An 18,758-nucleotide genomic window follows, 5' to 3' on the forward strand; every position below is an offset into this window, starting at 1 on the left:
CATGCAACTGTCAGTCAAAGGGTCCGATATTTTCGTTGCCACTGGCGGGCGTCCGTTCGATCCGTCGCTGCCCGTGGTGGTGATGCTGCATGGCGCGGGTTTTGATCATTCGACCTGGGCGCTGCACAGCCGGTGGTTCGCCCATCACGGCTACTCGGTATTGGCGCCGGATCTGCCGGGCCATGGCCGGTCGTCCGGCAACGCCTTGCCGACGATATCAGACATGGCCGACTGGACCGCGGCACTGCTGGATGCGGCCGGCGCGTCCAAGGCAAAACTGGTCGGGCATTCCATGGGGTCCCTGATCGCGCTGGAAACTTCGGCACGGCATCCAGACAAGGTTTCTGGCCTCAGCCTGATCGGCACCGCTGCAACGATGACCGTCGGCCCCGATTTGCTCAAGGCCGCGGAGTTCAACAATCCCGATGCGATCGATATGGTCTCGATCTGGGGTCTCGGCTTCAAGGCCGAACTCGGCGGCAGCCTGGCGCCGGGATTATGGATGCATCAGGGCGCGCAGCGGGTGCTGCAGCAGACCCGCCCGGGTGTGCTGTACAACGATCTCAACGCCTGCAATTCGTACGAGGGCGCGCTCGCGGCAGCAGCGGCGGTCAAGGTGCCAGCGACGTTCATTCTCGGCGAGCGCGATATGATGACGCCCGTAAAAGCCGGCAAGACGCTGGCAGCGGCAACGCCGAACGCCCGCGTCGTGGTGCTGCCCGGCGCCGGCCACATGATGATGGCCGAAACCCCGGATGAATTGCTGGCGGCGTTGAGGGGGTAAATTATTCTGACGAAGGTCGCTTCTTCCCTTCTCCCCTTGTGGGAGAAGGTGGCGCGAAGCGCCGGATGAGGGGTTTCTACCCACATTGCGCATCTTGTCGTGAGGAGAGAACCCCTCACCCGTCTTCGCTTCGCGAAGCCACCCTCTCCCACAAGGGGAGAGGGAAGCAGCGTCCGCTGATATTACTGCCTTGCCGCGCGCTTGCGCTCCACCGGATGAATATCCACCGCCCGCAACCTGCCCATGCGGAGCACGTCCATTTCCAGCTTGCGATCGATGCGGTCGCGGTCGAGTGCGCGGATCAGATCGTCGACGCCGTTGATCTCGACGCCATCCAGTTTGATCACGACATCTCCCGGCAACAGGCCGGCCTGTGCCGCAGGGCTATCAATCTCGATCTGCGCCAGCAGCGCGCCCATTGTGTTGTCGACGCCGGCCACCACCGCATGCCGCCGCGGGATCGGCGCGGTCTGGCCGGACACACCGATATAGGCGCGGCGCACATAGCCGTGCCGGATGATCTCCGACAGCACGAACTGCGCGGTGTTGCTGGCGACCGCAAAGCAGATGCCTTGCGCGCCCTGAATGATCGCAGTGTTGATCCCGATCACTTCGGCTGCCGACGACACCAGCGGCCCGCCGGAATTGCCGGGATTGAGCGCAGCGTCGGTCTGGATCACGTCCTCGATGGTCCGCCCGCTCACCGATTGGATCGAGCGGCCCAGCGCCGATACCACACCCGCGGTGACCGTCGACTCAAACCCCAGGGGATTGCCGATCGCGACCACGAGCTGGCCGCGGCGCAGGCTCTTGGAATTGCCGAGCGATGCATACGGCAGGTCCCGTGCGCCGTCGGCGCGCAGCAGAGCCAGATCGGTGTCGGGATCGACGCCAAGCACGTGCGCGGCGGTGACAAAACCTTCGGTATCCCGCAGCCGGATTTCTTTCGACGATCCGACCACGTGGCTGTTGGTCAGCACCAGGCCATCCGGCGAGATCACGATGCCCGACCCGAGTCCGCCGCGCTCCCGCGCGGTGCGCACTTTGGGGCCGGTTTCGACGCGAACGACGGCGGGGCCGACGCGCTCGGTCACGCCGATCACGGCGTTGGAATAGGCGTCCAGCAGGGCCTGGTCGTTATCAAGGGCGTGTTCGGTCGCGCGCGATGACGATCCGTCATCGGCGTTATCTGGGGTAAAATCCAACATGGCGAATTCCTTCGCCCGTCAGATGGTTACGGGATTACCTCGCCGCAAGAGCCTCAACCACCGCGCAAACCTGCCCTGAGGCTTACGTGGCCCGCCGCAAGTTCGGCGGCTTCGCCTTGACCGGATCGAGCAGCGACCAGTCGCCCTGCTCCAGCGTGTAGCCTTGCGGGAAGGGCGCACGAAGCTCCAGCCCGAGCGAGCGCAACACGCGATCGTCGCGGTAATAGCATTGCAGCACGACGCGAACGAGGGTTGCTCCCGCAGCACCACCTGATGCGCGGAACTCCTGCGCCACCGCATCGCGCCGCGCCGGATCAAGCTCGGCAAGCGGCCTGCCGGCAAGCCGCGCGAGATGATCGAGCGCTTGCGCCACCAGCGTGGTGTCGCGCCCGAGCGTCGCCAGCATGTCGGCCTGAACAGCGGGGTCGTCGGCGCCGGGCACCTTGTACTCTTCGCTGGCGGGGACGATCATCGCAGCGACGATGCGGAGATCGTCGCGCTGGGCTGAGGTCAGTTCATTGGGTTCGGACATGGCGGCCTCAGTCGAAGAGATTGGCTAGACGTTGCTTCATCTGGTCGGCGACGTAGAGCGCGATCGCCTGGATGGTCGAGGTCGGGTTCACGCCGCCCGACGTCACGAACACGCTGCCGTCGACGATGAAGAGATTCTTCACATCATGCGACCGGCCCCATTCGTTGACCACCGAGCGCGCCGGATCGGTGCCCATGCGTGCGGTGCCAAGCAGATGCCAGCCGCCCCATGGGATCGGGTCGTTGATGCAGAGGTCCGTGGCACCCGCGGCTTCGAGAATCTCCCTACCCCGCGCCAGTCCGTGCGCCATCATCTTCCGGCTGTTTTCGCTGATCGTGTAGTCGATCTTCGGTGCGGGAATGCCGTGGCTGTCCTTCAGCACGGGATCGAGCGTGACGCGGTTGTGTTCCTCGGGCAGATCCTCGCAAATCGCCGAGACCCCGAGCCGATGGCCATTGAGCTTGCGGAAGACGCGGTGGTGATCGGCGCCCCACGGCAAGATGCCCTTCTGCTCGCTCGCGACGGCTTCGAACACCGGCCCTGCGCCGCGGCCGAACTGGATGCCGTAGCCGCGGACGAAGCCGCGCGAGAGGTCTGTGTCGTAAAACTCCTTGCTCCAGAGGCAGGTCGGCGGCGCGCGGTTACTGTCGGTCGGCTCCTTAACGAAGCCGTAGATTTGCGCATAGGGATGGAACATCAGGTTCTTGCCGACCAGTCCGGAAGAATTCGCAAGCCCGTTCGGAAAACGGCCGGAGACCGAATTCAAGAGCAGCCGCGGCGTGCCGACGCCGTTGCAGGCGATGATCACGACCTCGGCCGGCTGGAACTGCTCGACGCCATCCTTGTCGTAGTAGACGACGCCCGAGGCCATGCCGTGCTCGTTGGTCAGGATCTCGCGCACCCGGCAATGGGTTTTGAGTTCGACGCCGGCGCGGATCGCGTGCGGCCAATAAGTGATGTCGGTAGACGCTTTTGCGCCTTGCGCGCAGGCCGGCGTGCAATGGCCGAGATTGATGCAGCGCGCCCTGCCCTCGTAGTCCATCGTCGCGACCGTGGTATCCGACGGCCACCAGTGCCAGCCGAGCTTGTTCATGGCCTTGCCGATCAGCGGGCCGGAGAGCCCGAGCGGCTGCGGCGGCATCGGCGGGCGCGTCAGCGGCGAACGCGGGTCGCCCGATAGGCCCGAGACGCCCATCATGCGGTCGTTCTCTTCAAAGAACGGGGTGAGCGCGTCGTAATCGATCGGCCAGTCGTCGGCGACGCCGTCCAGCGTCTTCACCTTGAAATCGGACGGATGCAGCCGCGGCCAATGCGCGGTGTACATGACAGTCGAACCGCCGACACCGTTGAAATTCACCACCTTGATCGGCGAATTGTCATCGTTGATCGGGTAGTCCTCGGGCCGGCCGCGGATATTCGGGCTGGTCGACCAGTCGCCGTAAAACTTAGCTTCCCAGTCACGCCCGGTGCTCGGATATTCGGAAGAATTCATCCAGCCGCCCTGGTCGAGGCAGAGAATGTGCATCTTGGTATCGGCGAGGCTCCAGGCGACAGCGGCGCCGGAGGCACCGGCGCCAATGATCAGGACGTCAACGGGATCGTTCATTCCAGTTCCTCTTGTCATTCCGGGGCGCGAAGCGAACCCGGAATCTCGAGATTCCGGGTTCGATGCTTCGCATCGCCCCGGAATGACGAGTTCAATTCACAATCCTTACCGGCAGCGAACGAACGCCGCGGATGAAATTCGAATAGAGCCGCTGCGGCGGCCCTGTGATTTCGAACCTGAGATCTCGTTGCAACACTTCCTCCCAAAGAATGCGGATTTGCTGTTCGGCGAGCCGGTCGCCGACGCAGCGGTGGATGCCGGCGCCGAAGGCGAGATGCTGCCGGGGTTTGGCGCGATCGACAATGAATTCGTCGGGGCGATCGATCTTTTCCTGGTCGCGATTGCCGGAGATGTACCACATCACCACCTTGTCGCCTTTTGCAATTTGGCGGCCGGCCAACTCCACATCGTTGCGCGCGGTGCGGCGCATATGCAGTACCGGCGTGTGGTAGCGGATGGATTCGGAAACGAGGTTGGGAATCAGTTCGCGCCGGCTGCGCACCAATTCGAACTGCTCGGGGTTTTCGACCAGCGCCATCAGCCCGCCGGTCATGGAATTGCGCGTGGTGTCGTTGCCGCCGACGATCAGAAGCGCAATCGTCCCGATGAATTCGCGTGCCTGCAGATTCTGGGTCGCCGGCGAGTGCGCCAGCATCGAGATCAAATCGAAGGTTGGTGCTGCGTTGGCGCGGGCATCCCATAATTTGCGGAAGTATTCGCCCATTTTGGTGAGTTCGGCGATGCGCTCCTCCGCCGAATGCACGACAGCATCCGGCGCTTCGACATTGGCGATCGCAACATCGGACCACCAGGTCAGCCTCTCGCGGTCCTCCCAGGGAAAATCGAACAGCGTCGCCAGCATCATGTTGGTGAGATCGGTCGAAACCCGCGCGACCCAGTCAAACGTCTCGTGGCGCGGCAGCGCGTCCAGCACGTCCGAGGTCCGCTTGCGGATCAGTGCCTCGAGGTTGGCGAGGTTTGACGGCGCCACGATGGGAGTAACGGTGCGGCGATGCGCGGTATGGCCCGGCGGATCCATCCGGATAAAGTTGGCAAACTCCTGGCCGAGCGGCTGATCGGTGATCTGGATACCGCCGAGTTCCGAACTCGACGAATAGTTCTCGTGGTCGAGTTCGACGGTAAAAATGTCGTCGTAGCGCGTTACCGACCAATACGGCCCGAACGGCGAGGCCTCGCAATAATGCACGGGATCGTCGCGGCGCAGCTGGGCGAATAGCGGCCGCCAATTGTCGTCCTGGTACAAATGGGGATCGCTGACGTCGATCGAGGCCAGCTTGCGCAGCGCCTGGGCCATCGTGTCCCTCCCCTGTTTCCGTCGCCGCTTGCCGGGCGCTCCTGCCTTCAACGATAGGGGCAGATATGGCCATGAGTAAAGGCGCGAGAGGCAGCCCGGCGGCAAACCTGCAACCCTGCCACGCGTCCAGGCGGGGTTTGTCCACCGGCGCAAGAACGGATAGTTTTGGTGCCAAGGACATACATTGAGAACAGACTTGGGAGCAACGCCGATTCCGGATCTTGACGTCATCATCATCGGCGCCGGCCTTTCCGGCATGTACCAACTCTACCGGCTGCGCGAACTGGGCTTGCGCGTGCACGTATTCGAGGCGGGCACCGATGTCGGCGGTACCTGGTACTGGAACCGTTATCCCGGAGCACGCTTCGATTCCGAGAGTTATTCCTATGGTTATTCCTTCTCCAAGGAGTTGCTGCAGGAGTGGGACTGGTCCGAGCATTTTGCAGGCCAGCCGGAAACATTGCGCTACTGCAACTATGTCGCCGACAAGTTCGATCTGCGCCGGGACATTCAGTTCGAAAGGCGGGTCAAGGCCGCGCATTACGAGGAAGAAAGCCGGAGCTGGACGATCACGCTGGAAGACGGCAGCCGCTTCAACTCCCGCTTCCTGATCACGGCGATCGGGCCGCTCTCGACGCCTACGCTGCCCCGAATCGAAGGTCTCGGCGATTTCAAGGGCGCATCGTTCCACACCGCGCGCTGGCCCAAAGAACCGGTGGATTTCACCGGCAAGCGCGTCGCTGTCATCGGCACCGGCGCAACCGGCATCCAGACCATCCAGACCATCGCCGGGCAGGTCGGACATCTGACGGTGTTCCAGCGAACGGCGAATTGGGCAGCGCCGCTGCACAACGGCAAGATCGACGCCGAGACGCAGAAGAAAATCAAGGCCGGCTATCCCGAGATATTTGCCCGCTGCCAGGAGACTTTTGCCTGCTTCGTCCACACGCCTGACACGCGCGGCGCGTTCGAGGTGTCCGACGAGGAGCGCGAAGCCAACTATGAGCGGCTCTATGGCGAGCGCGGTTTTGGGATCTGGCAGGGGAATTTCAAGGACATCCTGATCGACCGCAAGGCGAATGCGACGATCAGCGATTTCGTGGCACGGAAAATCCGCCAGCGGGTGAAAAACCCCGAGGTCGCCGAGAAGCTGATTCCGAAGAACCATGGGTTCGGCACACGGCGGCTGCCGCTGGAGACGTTTTACTTCGAGGTCTACAACCAGGACAATGTCGAGCTGGTCGACATCAAGGAGACACCGATCGAGCGGATCACGCCAGCGGGCATCAAGACCAGCGCGAAGGAATTCGAGTTCGACATCATCATCTATGCGACCGGGTTCGACGCGCTCACCGGCAGCTTCGACAAGATCGACTTCCGCGGCGTCAATGAGGCGCGGCTGAAGGAAAAATGGAAGCACGGGCCGCAGACTTACCTAGGCATCATGGTCCACGAATTCCCCAACATGATGATGCTGATGGGGCCGCACACCGCGCTCGGCAACATCCCGCGCAGCATCGAATACAGCGTCGATTGGGTGACCGGGCTGGTACGCTTTGCGATGGATAATAAATTGACGCTGATAGAAGCGACCACCGCCGGCGTGCAGTCATGGACAGATCACGTCAAGGCGCTCGGCGTCGGGCTGTTGTCCAACGAGATCGATTCCTGGATGACTGGCATCAACTCCAACGTCGAAGGCAAGCAAACCCGCATCATCGCCCGCTACAGCGGCAGCGCCCCGGCCTATCGCGCGCGGTGCGATGAGGTGGCGGCGAAGGGATATGATGAGTTGCGGCTGGGGTAGCTTACGCTCCCTCGCCCCGCTCTTGCGGGGAGAGGGTCGGGGTGAGGGGCTCTATCCGCGAACTCGGAGTTCGTTAATGGACCTGTACCCCCTCACCCGGATCGCAAGAGCGATCCGACCTCTCCCCGCAAGCGGGGCGAGGTAAGCAAGAAGTTCTCCCTACCACGCATCGATGCACGGCCGCTTGCGGCCGCTACGCTGTTCCGGCTTCGGCACCGACCTGAGCCCCGCCATGATCCAGTGCCGCGTATCAGCGGGATCGATCACCTCGTCGATTTCGAGCACGGAGGCGATCGAAACCGCCTTGCCGTTGGCATAGAGTTCGGCGACCTTGGCCTTGTAGTATTTCTCGCGCTCTTCGGGATCGGCGATCGCTTCCATTTCCTTGCGGAAGCCGAGCCGAACATAGCCCTCAAGGCCCATGCCGCCGAATTCGCCGGTCGGCCACGCCACCGTGAAGAACGAGGCATGAAAGCCGCCGCCGATCATGGCCTGCGCACCGAGGCCATAACCCTTGCGCAGCACGATGCCGAACAACGGCACCGTGAGGCTGGCGCCGGTCACGAACATCCGCGCCACATGGCGCACGATCGCGGTCTTTTCGGCCTCGGGCCCGACCATGAAACCCGGCGTATCGCACAGCGACACGATCGGAATGTCAAAGGCATCGCACAGCTGCAGGAAACGCGCGGCTTTGTCGCCGGCCGGCGCATCGATGGCACCGCCAAGGTGTTTTGGATTGTTGGCGATCAGCCCGAACGGTTTTCCCTCGATGCGGATGAACGCCGTGATCATGCCGACGCCGAAATCGCGGCGAATTTCGAGTACTGATCCCTCGTCGGCGAGAAGGTCGATCACGGTCCGGATGTCATAGACCCTCAGCCGGTTCTCCGGGATCGCGCGCCGCAGCAGCCGCTGGTCCGGCGCCTTCCAGTCCGTCACCGTGCCCTGGAAATACGACAGATATTTTTGCGCGGCGGAGGTGGCTTCCGCTTCGTCCTCGACCAGGACATCGATCACGCCGTTCGGCGACTGGAACGACGTCGGGCCGACTTCGGCCGGATGATAGACGCCAAGCCCGCCGCCTTCGATCATCGCCGGCCCGCCCATGCCGATCGAAGCGTTTTTGGTGGCAATGATCACGTCGCAGCAGCCGAGCATAGCGGCATTGCCGGCGAAGCAATAGCCGGAGACGACGCCGATGACCGGCACCAGTCCCGACAGTTTTGCGAATTGCACGAAGGACGGCCCGTCGAGACCGGTCATGCCGAGCCGGTCGGTATCGCCGGGACGGCCGCCGCCGCCTTCCGCGTAAAACACCAGCGGCATCCGCCATTGTTCGGCGAGCCCGAGCATGCGGTCGATCTTCTTGTGGTTCATATGGCCCTGGGTGCCGGCCAGCACGGTGTAATCATAGGAGATCACCATGCAGCGCGCGCCTTCCGCGCCGAATTTTTCCGCATTCACGGTGGCGACGCCGGAGATCAGGCCGTCAGCCGGCGTGTTCTGAATGAGGTCGTCGACCTTGCGCCGCCGCCGCTGCGCCGCGATCGCGAGCGAGCCATATTCGACAAAGGACCCCTCATCGACGAGCTGCGCGAGGTTTTCGCGCGCCGTGCGCTGGTTGGTCTTGCGACGGCGCTCGACCGAGGCCGGCCGGTTCTCATCCAGCGTGATGGCGTGACGCGCGATCAGTTCGGCGAGGTCAGGGCGGATGTGGTCGAGATCGACATCCTCTTCCTCCGCCACATCGTGGGCATCAATCTCGGCCGGTTCGAGAAACAGGATGGCCTCATCCTGCATCAGGGTGACGCCGGCGTCGGCAGCAATCTTCGTTACCTTGCCGCCATGCGGCGCGGTCACCAGATGCTCCATCTTCATGGATTCGAGCACCGCGATCTGCTGGCCCGGGCGAACAAGATCGCCTTCCCGCACCTCGATCGCGACAATCGTGCCCTGCAGCGGCGCCGGCACCGGGACGGAGCCGGCCGGACCGGCTGACCCAGCCGAGGCTTCGCGGGCCTCGGGAATGGACACGGCCGCGCCCGCTTCCAGCAGCTCCGGCGCCGAGAGATCGTTCGCCGCGTGCACCAGCGCGGCGACATGGGTATCGATAAAGCCGGTATTGATCCGGTTGGCGACGAAATCCGGATGCGCCAGCACCGCGCCGAGGAACGGGATATTGGTGGCAACGCCGCCAATGCGAAATTCACGCAACGTGCGGGTGGCCTTCTGCACCACGTCGGCCCAATTTGGGCCGGTCGCGCGCACGATGACCTTGGCGAGCAGCGAGTCGAAGGCGGCGCTGGTCTTGTAGCCGGAATAGCCGAACGTATCGACGCGCACGCCGGGCCCGGCCGGCAGGTCAAACATGGAGAGCGTGCCGCCGGTCGGCTTGGTGACGCCGTTCTCGTCCATCACCTCCATGTTGACGCGAAGCTGCATCGCGTAGCCGCGCGGTTTTGGGATGTAGGCCTGCGCGAGGCCGAGCGAGCCCAGCGTGGCGCCGCCGGCAACGGCGAGCTGCGCCTGCACCAGGTCAACGCCGAGCACCTCCTCGGTCACGGTGTGCTCGACCTGAAGCCGCGGATTGGCCTCGATGAACGCAAAAGCCTGCGCATCGCCTTTGGCGTCGCCATCGACCAGGAATTCGAACGTGCCGAGATTGTCGTAGTTCGCGGCCGCCGCGAGTTCCCGGGCGGCGTCAATGATCCGCGTGCGCAGACTGTTGCTCAGGGACGGGCTCGGCGCCACCTCGATCAGCTTCTGGTTGCGGCGCTGGATGGTGCATTCGCGCTCCCACAAATGGCTGATCGCGCCGTGGTGGTCGCCGATGATCTGCACCTCGATATGGCGGGCGTTACGAATCAGGCGCTCGACATAGACGCCGTCGCTGCCGAAGGCCGCTTTGGCCTCGGACTGGCAGCGCGCATAGGCTTCTTCCAGCTTTGCCGCATCGTCCACGATACGCATGCCGCGCCCACCGCCGCCGGCGATGGCCTTGATCATGACGGCGGCCCCAGAGCCCAGGGACGCAAAGAAGGCCTTGGCCTCGTCGAGCGAGGTGGGGCCGCTGGTGCCCTCGATGATGGGCACGCCGGTCTCTTTTGCCAGCGCCTTGGCCTTGGCCTTGTCGCCGAACAGATCCAGCGCCTCCGGCGACGGGCCGACAAAGGTGATGCCCTCTTCCGCACAACGCCGGGCCAGAAAGGTGTTTTCGCTGAGAAAGCCGTAACCGGGATGCAGTGCATCGCAGCCGGTGGCTTTGGCGGCGGCCACGACCGCCTCGATGTCGAGATAGGCCCGCGCGCCCCGCCCCGGGATTTCATGCGCTGCGTCAGCGGAGCGGACATGCAACGACAGCGCGTCGTCGGTGGGGTAGATCGCGACAGTGGCAAGGCCGGTCTCGCCCGCGGCCCGCGCGATACGAATGGCAATCTCGCCGCGATTGGCGATCAGGAGCTTATTGAAGGGCATAAAATGCTTCCGCAAAAGGATTATCGATCCTTCATGGTCGGATCGAGCACGATACGCAAGGACTCTCCCAGCGCATTGAATGCCAACGAGACCACCAGAATGGCAAGCCCCGGGGCATACATCTGCTCCGGCGCGATTTCCATATACTGATAGGCGCGGGCCAGCATGGCGCCCCAGCTCGGGTTTGGCGGCTGGATACCGAGCCCGAGGAAGCTGAGGCTGGCCTCCGCCAGCAGCGCTGCCGCCAGCAAGAGCGTGACCTGCACGATGACAGGCTGCAGGGCGTTCGGCAGCACGTGTTTCCACAGGATATGCCAGGCCGGCGCGCCAAAGCACCTGGAGGCGTCGACATAGAGCTCTTGCCGCACGATCAGCGTCCGCGCCCGGACGATTCGCGCCAGCGCCGGAAACATCACGATCCCCACCGCAATCATGCCGTTGGTGAGGCCGATGCCCAGTGCGCCGGTGACCGCGATCGCCAGCACGATGGCGGGGAATGACAGGAACGTATCGATGATCCGGCTGATGATGTCATCGGTCCAGCCGCCGAAGAATCCGGCGGCCAGGCCGACCGGCAGGCCGATCGCGACCGCGACGCTGACTGCGAGCAGGCTGGCATAGACGGTTGCCGGCGCGCCATAGATCAGCCGGCTGAAGATGTCGCGGCCGAGATCGTCGGTGCCAAGCAGATGTCCAGGCCCCGGCGCCGCCAGCATGTTGTTGGCGTCCTGCGCGGTCGGCAGATAAGGGGCAATCCAGGGCGCGCCGATCGCGACAATCACCAGCACCAGCAGCACCAGGATCGCGAGCGCGGCGCGCAGATCGCCCGCCAGCCAGCGGAAAAACCGCCGCAGCCGGCTCGGCTGGACCAGTCGCTTGGGGGTTTCGAGCGCCAAATCCGTCATTGTTCGATCCGGGGATCAACGGCCGCGCACAGCAAGTCCGCGATCAGGTTCACCAGAATGACCACGATCACCATCGTGAACACCACGCCCTGCACGATCGGAAAATCACGCTGGATGGCGCCGCGCACGATCAGGCTACCGAGGCCCGGAATCGCAAACACGGCTTCGATCACGACGGTCGCCGCCAGCATGCGGTTGACCAGGATGCTGATGATCGTGAACAGATTGACGCTGACATTCTTGAGCCCGTGCTGCCACAGGATCCGGGTCATCGAGAGGCCCTTGGCGTGCAGGGTGCGCACATATTGCGACGACAGCACTTCCAGCAGCGATCCACGCAACTGCCGCGCCACCTCGGCCATGCCGTAGGCGGCAATCGCAATGCCCGGCAGCAGGGCATGCCGGATCGCCTCGATGGGCGAGACGCTGAAGGATTTCGCGCCGGTTGCCGGCAGCCAGTTCAGCTTCAGTGAAATCTCGGCGACCAGGATCATCGCCAGCCAAAAGCCGGGTATTGCGACCCCGAGCGAGGCGATCATGCTGACCGTCTTGTCGACCCAGCCATCGGGCTTGATCGCCGCGATCACGCCCATTGGGATTCCCGTGACCAGTGCCAGCACCAGCGCGATCGCCACAATCAGAAGCGTGTTGGGAAAGGCCCGCGAGATCGAGGTCGCGACCTTCTCGCCCGTCAGCAGCGATTGCGACAGGTCGCCTTGCACGACATTCGCCAGCCACGCGCCGTACTGCACCAGGAACGGCCGGTCGAGGCCGTAGATTTTTCGGATCTCGGTGATGCGGGCGTCGGTGGCGTTGTCGCCGGCCAACGTCACCGCGATGTCGCCGGGCACCAGCTTGAGCAGCGCGAACACCATGAAGGTCGCGAGCAGGATCACGGGCAGCGCCTGCAGCAGGCGGCCGCCGATGACCCTTGTCGGACTTCGTCGCGCCATTCGGTTAGCTTTCCAGCCAGACGTCGTCGTATTTCGGCTTGCCCAGCAGGTTCGGCCTGTAGCCTTGCACCTTCTTGTTCATCGCCACCAGTTCGAACTGGAACGCGAGCGGCGCCACGAAGGCGTTTTCCATCACCAGCCGCTGCACGGTCGCGAACGCCTTGCGGCGCAGCTCGATGTCCTCCGACGCCCGCGACTCCTTGATTGCGGCTTCGAGCTCCGGCGGTACCGCGCCCCGGCCGCCATTGTAATAGGCGTCCTTGGTGAACATCAGCGAATAGGTCAGGCTCGGATCGGGCCGCCCGGTCCAGGCCGCGAGAATGCCGGAGCCGCGCTTCTCGGCGCCGAAGAACGCGGCAGAGGCTTCCGCGATCGGCGCGTTCAAGAAGCGCACATTCATGCCCGCCTTGCGGAACTGTTCGATCAGGATTTCCTGGCGCTGCACCGAATCCTGATCGGGATAGCCGACCAGCTCGATCGGCAAGCCGTCCTTGAAGCCGGCCTCGGCGAGCAGCTTCTTCGCCTTGTCGGGATCGTGAGGATAAAGCCCGGCGACGGACTTGTCGTAGGCCCAATGCGCCTTCGGCAGGTTCATGTAGGCCGGCTCGGCAAGGCTTGCGAGTGCCGCCTTGACGAAGGTTTCGCGATCGATCGCAAAATTGAAGGCCTGGCGCACCTTGATGTTGTCGAACGGCGGTTTTGCCCAGTTCAGGAAAATCTGGAACACGTACAGCGTCGGGCCGTTGAAGATCTTGATGTTGCTGGCGCGCTCCACGATCGCCTTCTGCCGCGGCGGCAACTGGTACATCAAATCGTTCTGGCCGGCGGTGACCGAGCGTGATCCGGTCGTCAATTCCGGAATGATTGAGAACTCGATACCGTCAGGGTAAGGACGGTTCGGCTTCCAGTATTTCTCGTTGCGCTTGATGACGATCTTCTCGCCGTCCGCCCAGCTGACGAAGGCATAGGCGCCGGCGCCGACCGGCGTGCGCGCGACATTGCCGGCCGCACTGGCCTTGACCGCGGCCGGCGATACCATCATGCCGGCACGGTCGGAGAGAATGCCGGGCAATGCTGCGTCAGGTGTGCTCAGTTTCAACGTGACCTGCAACGGACCGGTCACCGCAGCCGATTCCATCGCGGCAAGATCGGCCTTGATGTTGGATTTCGGATCGCTCTTGTTGCGCTCCAGGTTGAACTTGACGGCCTCGGCATCGAGCGGCGTGCCATCGTGGAACGTCACGCCGGAACGGATGTTGAGCACCAGCGTCGTCGGGTCCGAAAAGCTCCAGCTCTCGGCGAGGCCGGGCTTCGGCTTCAGCGTCTCGAAATCCCATTCGGTCAGCGTGTCGTACATCGTGAACAGGAAGGCATGGTCCGAACCGGCGCCGCCGGTGGCGGGGTCAAGGCTCGACGGATTGGCAGGCGCCGAGATGCGCAGGATCCCGCCGCGCTTCGGCGTGCCTTGCGCAAATGCGTGGCCGCCGAGGGTTGCACCAGCCAGCGCGCCCGATATCAGCGCCATTACCTCGCGTCGCGTCGTCTGTGTCATGGCAATTCCTCCGGCGGTTCTTCTGTTAGTTCGGTGAAAAATTCGGGCGGTCGGCGAAATGGCAAGCGACCCAGTGATCGGGCATCAGCTCGCGCCAGTCCGGCGTCTTCTCGGCGCAGACGGCTTGCGCATACTGGCAGCGGGTGCGGAAGCGGCACCCCGATGGCGGGTCGATCGGGCTCGGGATCTCGCCCTGCAGGACGATGCGATTGTTGCCGCGCATGGTCGACGGCAACGGCCGTGGCTCGGCCGACAGCAGCGCCTGGGTATAGGGGTGCAGCGGCCGTTCCGAGACCTTTTCGGTCGGGCCTAGCTCGACGAAACGTCCCAGATACATCACCGCGATCCGCTCGCTGATATGGGACACCACGGCGAGATCGTGGGTGATGAAGACGTAGGTAAGCCCAAGATCGCGCTGCAGTTCGGCGAACAGATTGAGCACGTCGCCGCGGATCGACATGTCGAGCGCCGCTACCACCTCGTCACAGACGATCAGTTTGGGGCGCAGCGTGAGCGCCCGGGCAATCACCACGCGCTGCTTCTGACCGCCGGACAGCTGGTGCGGATAGCGCTCGCCGAGGTCCTGCGGCAGACCGACCCGGTCCATCGCCTCATGCGCCCGCTGCAGCCGCTCGGCCTTCGATCCTGCGCGCGCCAGTTCGAGCGGCTCCAGCACCGACGATAGTATCGTCATGCGCGGGTTCAGCGCGGCATTCGGATCCTGGAAAATGATCTGGTAGTCGCGGCGATGGCTTTGGAACTGCTGCCGCGGCATCGCCAGCGGATCGACGCCATTGTGCAGGATCGCGCCGCCGCTGGGTTTGAGCAGGAACACCAGCGCACGGCCGATCGTGGTCTTGCCCGATCCGGATTCGCCGATGATGCCAAAGGTCTCGCCGCGACGAACGTCAAAACTGACGCCGTCGACCGCCTTCACAATGGCGCGGCGATCGGTGGTCTGAAAGCCGACCTGGAGATCGCGCACCGAGACGATGGCATTATTGGCGGCTTGCGGCGTCATGGGCTGGCCACCATCGCTGCGATCGGTGCCGTCGCAGCGTGCTGCAAGGCACCGGGCAGATCGAGCTCGCGAAAGCGCCAGCAGCGCACCTTGCGGCCATTGCCGGCGTCGAGCAGCGCCTGCTCTTTCTCGCAGCCGGCGACCGCATGCGCGCAGCGTGCCTTGAAACGGCAGCCATTGGGCATGTCCATGATCGACGGCACCCGGCCCGGGATCGACGGCAGCTTGCCGTGCCGCGGGCTCAGATGCGGCAACGAGCGCAACAGGCCCGACGTATAGGGATGCAGCGGCCGGACCAGCGCGTCATCGACCGCGGCGTCCTCGATCACCTCGCCCGCATACATCGTAATCATGCGCGTGCAGGTTTCCGCGACGACACCGAGATCGTGCGTGATCAGCATCAGCGCCGTATTGGAAGTCTCGCTGAGGTCGCGCAACAGTTCCAGGATCTGCGCCTGGACGGTGACGTCGAGTGCCGTGGTCGGCTCGTCCGCGATCAATAGTTGTGGCCCGCAGATCAGGCTTGCTGCGATCATCACGCGCTGGCGCATGCCGCCGGAAAGCTGGTGCGGATAATCGTCGATGCGGCGCTCCGGCGAGGCAATGCCGACCCGGCGCAGCATCTCGAGCGTCCGTTCCCTCGCCTCCTCCTTGGTGACGCCGGTGTGCACCCGCAGCGTCTCGGCGATCTGATGGCCGACTGTGAACACCGGATCGAGCGCACTCATCGGCTCCTGAAAAATCATCGCGATGCGCCGGCCGCGGATCGCCCGCATCTCGCGCGTGCTGCAGGACGCCAGATCGGTTCCGTCGAAGTGGATCGATCCATCGAGCCCGGCAAGGTTGTTCGGCAACAGCCGCAGAATCGAAAGACCGGTGATGGTCTTGCCGCAGCCGCTTTCGCCGACGATGCCGACCCGCTCGCCGGGCGCGATGTCGAAATCGATCTTGCGGGTCGCCTGCCAGACGCCGTGCGAGGTCTTGAAACGGATGCCGAGGCCGCGCACCGACATCAGCGCTTGCGGGCCGCCCGCAACCACTTCCGATCCGCGCTGTGCCGGCTGGGCCGCTGCCATCAGCCCGCCGCCCGCTTCTTCTCTTTCACGAGCTGTTCCTCCATCAGCATCTCGGTTCCAATGATGCCCTCGCGGGCCAGCTGATCGATCTCGGCATCGGAAAGCCCGAGCAGCCCGCCGAGAATTTCCTGATTGTGTTCGCCGAGCGTCGGCGGCGCGCTTCGGATCGGAAACGGCTTTGCGCCCTCACGGAACGGCATCGAGGGTTGCGGATGTTTTCCGATAAAGGCGCGATCGACTTCCTGAATGAAACCGCGCGCATGCAGCTGCGGATCCTGCAGCAGTTCCATCGGCAGCCGCGCGACGCCTGACGCGATGCCCGCTGCCTGCAACGCCTTCATCGCCGATTCCGGGTCGCGCGCCGACGTCCATGCCTTGATAGCGGCCTCGATCTCGCGCTCGATGGCGCGCCGTCCCACCGCCGTCTTCAGCCATGCGTCAGTGGCCCAATCGGCACGGCCGAGCAGTTTTGCAAGTTTTGGCCACATCGCGTCGCTGGAAACCGCGACCACGATCCAGCTGTCGGCGCCGGCGCAGAGGAAGCAGCCATGCGGCACGAAATCCGGATGACGATTGCCGTACCTGACCGGTTCCTTGCCATCGATCGAATGCGCGATGATCCAGGGCGCCGCAAACGGCATCATGCATTCGATCTGCGCGAGATCGATGAACTGGCCCTTGCCGGTGAGCTTGGCGTGGATCAACGCCGTGAGCACCGCGGCGCAGCCGTTCAAGCCGCCGACGGCATCGCCGAACGCGGTGTGGCTCATCACAGGCGGGCCGCCGGGATCGCCGACCACGCTCGGCAGGCCTGAGCCTTGTTCGAGCGTCGAGCCATAGGCGCGGCAATCGCGGTGCACGCTGCCGGCGCCGAAGGCCGACATCGACATCATGACAAGCTTTGGATTGAGCTTGCTCAGCACCTCATAACCGAGCCCGAGCTTCGGCAACACCTCGACGGAGTAATTGTCGACAACAACGTCGGCATCGGCCAGCAGCCGTTTTGCCAGATTGAGGCCCTGCGGACGCGTCAGGTCGAGCGTGATGCCGCGCTTGTTGCGGTTCATGATGCAGTAGCGCACCGATTTCTCGTACATCTGTTCGAGAACATAGGCCGGCCGCCGGTCCACCCCGCGCCACCAATCCGGATATTGCGTGGCCTCGATCTTGATGACGTCGGCGCCGAGATCGGCCAGCGTGCGCGTACAGATCGGGCCGGCCCAACCCATCGAGAAATCGACGACGCGGATGCCTTCCAGCGGCAGGCGGTCTGATCCCTGCTCTGCAGGCACCGGTACCCGTTTCGCAGCCTCGCTGACATGCGCACAGCCGAGCATTTGCTCGCCGATATCGGGAACCGCGCCGCCGCGACGTGGCGGTGTTCCGGTCAAGCGTTGCATCGAGCCTGCCGTAAAGCCGGTTTCGTCGCCGATCATAACCGGCACGATTGCGCCGCGCGCCTTCTTCTCTTCGTCGGCGATGAGGTCGCCGACATCGGGTACCGGCACGATCGGAATCTTGCGGCGCAGGCTCTCGGCGAACCATTCCTGCGCGGTGCGCTGTTTCAGCCGCGGCACGATCTTGCCCTCGATGTCAGCAATATGCTGCAGGCGATCGACGCCCAAGGACAGCGCCGGATCGTCGCGCAATTCCGGCAGCGCCAGCATCTCGCAAAACGACCGCCATTGCGCCGGAGTTACCGTGGTGACGCCGAGCCAGCCTTGCTTGGTTTCGTAGATGCCGGCCGGGAACGTCGGCCAGAACCTGTTAACCCCCATGCGCCGCATGATGTCGCCGTGCACGAACGACTCGAACATGATGTACTCGGTCACCGCGATGCTGGATTCGAAGATGCTCAGGGAGTTCGCCCGTCCCCGACCGTCCTGCATCCGGCCCAGCACCGAGGAAGCCGCCGCGATAAAGCCCCAGAGGCCGGCGAAGATGCCGGTCTGGAAATCCGGCGCATGCATCGGCGGCCCCTCGACCGGCCCGACCAGCTTTACCAGTCCGCTCAACGCGCGAATCGTCGAGTCCGTCGCTTCGAATTTTGCATACGGCCCCTCACGACCGAACCAGCTTATGTCGAGATGAATAAGGCCGGGGTTGCGCTGTTTGATCGCTGCGAGATCGACAGCCGGACAGTTCGCCGCATCGATGTCGCGGCCGTCGAGCAAAATGTCGCACGCCGCGATCAGTTCGGTCAGGCGCGATGAAGCGTCGGCGTCACTGCAATCGAGCGCCACGCTCGACTTGTTGAAATTAAGAAACGCAAACCAGGCGCTGTGACCTTCCGGCGTCAACGGCGCGGTGCGGCGAAGCGGATCACCCGCCGGCGGTTCGATCTTCTGCACGGTCGCACCGAAATCGGCGAACAACCGCGCGCAATAGCTGGTCGCCGCAGCGCTTCCGATCTCGACAATCCGCAGATGCGACAACGCGCCCATCACGCTTCCTCATGGCCAAACGACCGGCGTCATGCGCGCGCCGGTTCAGTTTTTTGTTGCTGACCATGAAACCTTGCC

General features: G+C 63.9%; 13 protein-coding genes. 2 read left to right on the forward strand and 11 right to left on the reverse strand.

Annotated features, from left to right (window positions below; translation table 11 throughout):
• Position 1 precedes the first annotated feature (1 nt).
• On the forward strand, positions 2-784 hold the full coding sequence (locus tag JQ611_RS16325; RefSeq protein ID WP_212465982.1) for an alpha/beta fold hydrolase: 783 nt from the start codon (positions 2-4) through the stop codon (positions 782-784).
• Between the two features lie 182 nt (positions 785-966).
• Here JQ611_RS16325 and JQ611_RS16330 read toward each other — a convergent pair whose 3' ends face one another.
• From JQ611_RS16330 to JQ611_RS16345, 4 genes are all read right to left on the reverse strand, one after another.
• On the reverse strand, positions 967-1,992 hold the full coding sequence (locus JQ611_RS16330) for a S1C family serine protease (RefSeq protein ID WP_212465983.1): 1,026 nt from the start codon (positions 1,990-1,992) through the stop codon (positions 967-969).
• Between the two features lie 82 nt (positions 1,993-2,074).
• Positions 2,075-2,524: a hypothetical protein gene (locus tag JQ611_RS16335; RefSeq protein WP_212465984.1), complete on the reverse strand. Its 450-nt coding sequence runs from the start codon at positions 2,522-2,524 to the stop codon at positions 2,075-2,077.
• A 7-nt stretch (positions 2,525-2,531) separates the two neighbouring features.
• A complete protein-coding gene (locus tag JQ611_RS16340; RefSeq protein WP_212465985.1) occupies positions 2,532-4,130 on the reverse strand; it encodes a GMC family oxidoreductase in 1,599 nt (532 codons plus the stop codon).
• A gap of 91 nt (positions 4,131-4,221) precedes the next feature.
• Complete coding sequence (locus JQ611_RS16345) at positions 4,222-5,445, reverse strand: cytochrome P450 (protein WP_212465986.1); 1,224 nt, start codon at positions 5,443-5,445, stop codon at positions 4,222-4,224.
• Between the two features lie 196 nt (positions 5,446-5,641).
• On the opposite strand from JQ611_RS16345, the gene JQ611_RS16350 reads away from it, so the two are divergent.
• A complete protein-coding gene (locus JQ611_RS16350) occupies positions 5,642-7,252 on the forward strand; it encodes a flavin-containing monooxygenase (RefSeq protein ID WP_249133216.1) in 1,611 nt (536 codons plus the stop codon).
• A gap of 159 nt (positions 7,253-7,411) precedes the next feature.
• Here JQ611_RS16350 and JQ611_RS16355 read toward each other — a convergent pair whose 3' ends face one another.
• The 7 genes from JQ611_RS16355 to JQ611_RS16385 are packed head-to-tail and all read right to left on the reverse strand — an operon-like array spanning position 7,412 to position 18,680.
• Positions 7,412-10,729: a carboxyl transferase domain-containing protein gene (locus JQ611_RS16355; protein ID WP_212465987.1), complete on the reverse strand. Its 3,318-nt coding sequence runs from the start codon at positions 10,727-10,729 to the stop codon at positions 7,412-7,414.
• 20 nt (positions 10,730-10,749) lie between these two features.
• Positions 10,750-11,634, reverse strand: coding sequence for an ABC transporter permease (locus JQ611_RS16360; RefSeq protein WP_212265117.1), 885 nt, complete (start codon positions 11,632-11,634; stop codon positions 10,750-10,752).
• Positions 11,631-12,587, reverse strand: a complete 957-nt coding sequence (locus JQ611_RS16365) for an ABC transporter permease (RefSeq protein WP_192734894.1) — start codon at positions 12,585-12,587, stop codon at positions 11,631-11,633. The genes JQ611_RS16360 and JQ611_RS16365 overlap by 4 nt, the downstream gene beginning before the upstream one ends.
• A gap of 4 nt (positions 12,588-12,591) precedes the next feature.
• Positions 12,592-14,139, reverse strand: coding sequence for an ABC transporter substrate-binding protein (locus tag JQ611_RS16370; RefSeq protein ID WP_212465988.1), 1,548 nt, complete (start codon positions 14,137-14,139; stop codon positions 12,592-12,594).
• Positions 14,140-14,164: 25 nt separating this feature from the next.
• On the reverse strand, positions 14,165-15,160 hold the full coding sequence (locus JQ611_RS16375) for an ABC transporter ATP-binding protein (protein ID WP_212265120.1): 996 nt from the start codon (positions 15,158-15,160) through the stop codon (positions 14,165-14,167).
• On the reverse strand, positions 15,157-16,236 hold the full coding sequence (locus JQ611_RS16380; protein ID WP_212265121.1) for an ABC transporter ATP-binding protein: 1,080 nt from the start codon (positions 16,234-16,236) through the stop codon (positions 15,157-15,159). The genes JQ611_RS16375 and JQ611_RS16380 overlap by 4 nt, the downstream gene beginning before the upstream one ends.
• The gene (locus JQ611_RS16385; RefSeq protein WP_212465989.1) at positions 16,236-18,680 is read right to left on the reverse strand and encodes a CaiB/BaiF CoA-transferase family protein; all 2,445 of its coding nucleotides are present in this window, start codon (positions 18,678-18,680) and stop codon (positions 16,236-16,238) included. The genes JQ611_RS16380 and JQ611_RS16385 overlap by 1 nt, the downstream gene beginning before the upstream one ends.
• Positions 18,681-18,758: the final 78 nt, after the last annotated feature.

The sequence above is a fragment of the Bradyrhizobium sp. AUGA SZCCT0182 genome (assembly GCF_018130185.1).
Lineage (GTDB): Bacteria > Pseudomonadota > Alphaproteobacteria > Rhizobiales > Xanthobacteraceae > Bradyrhizobium.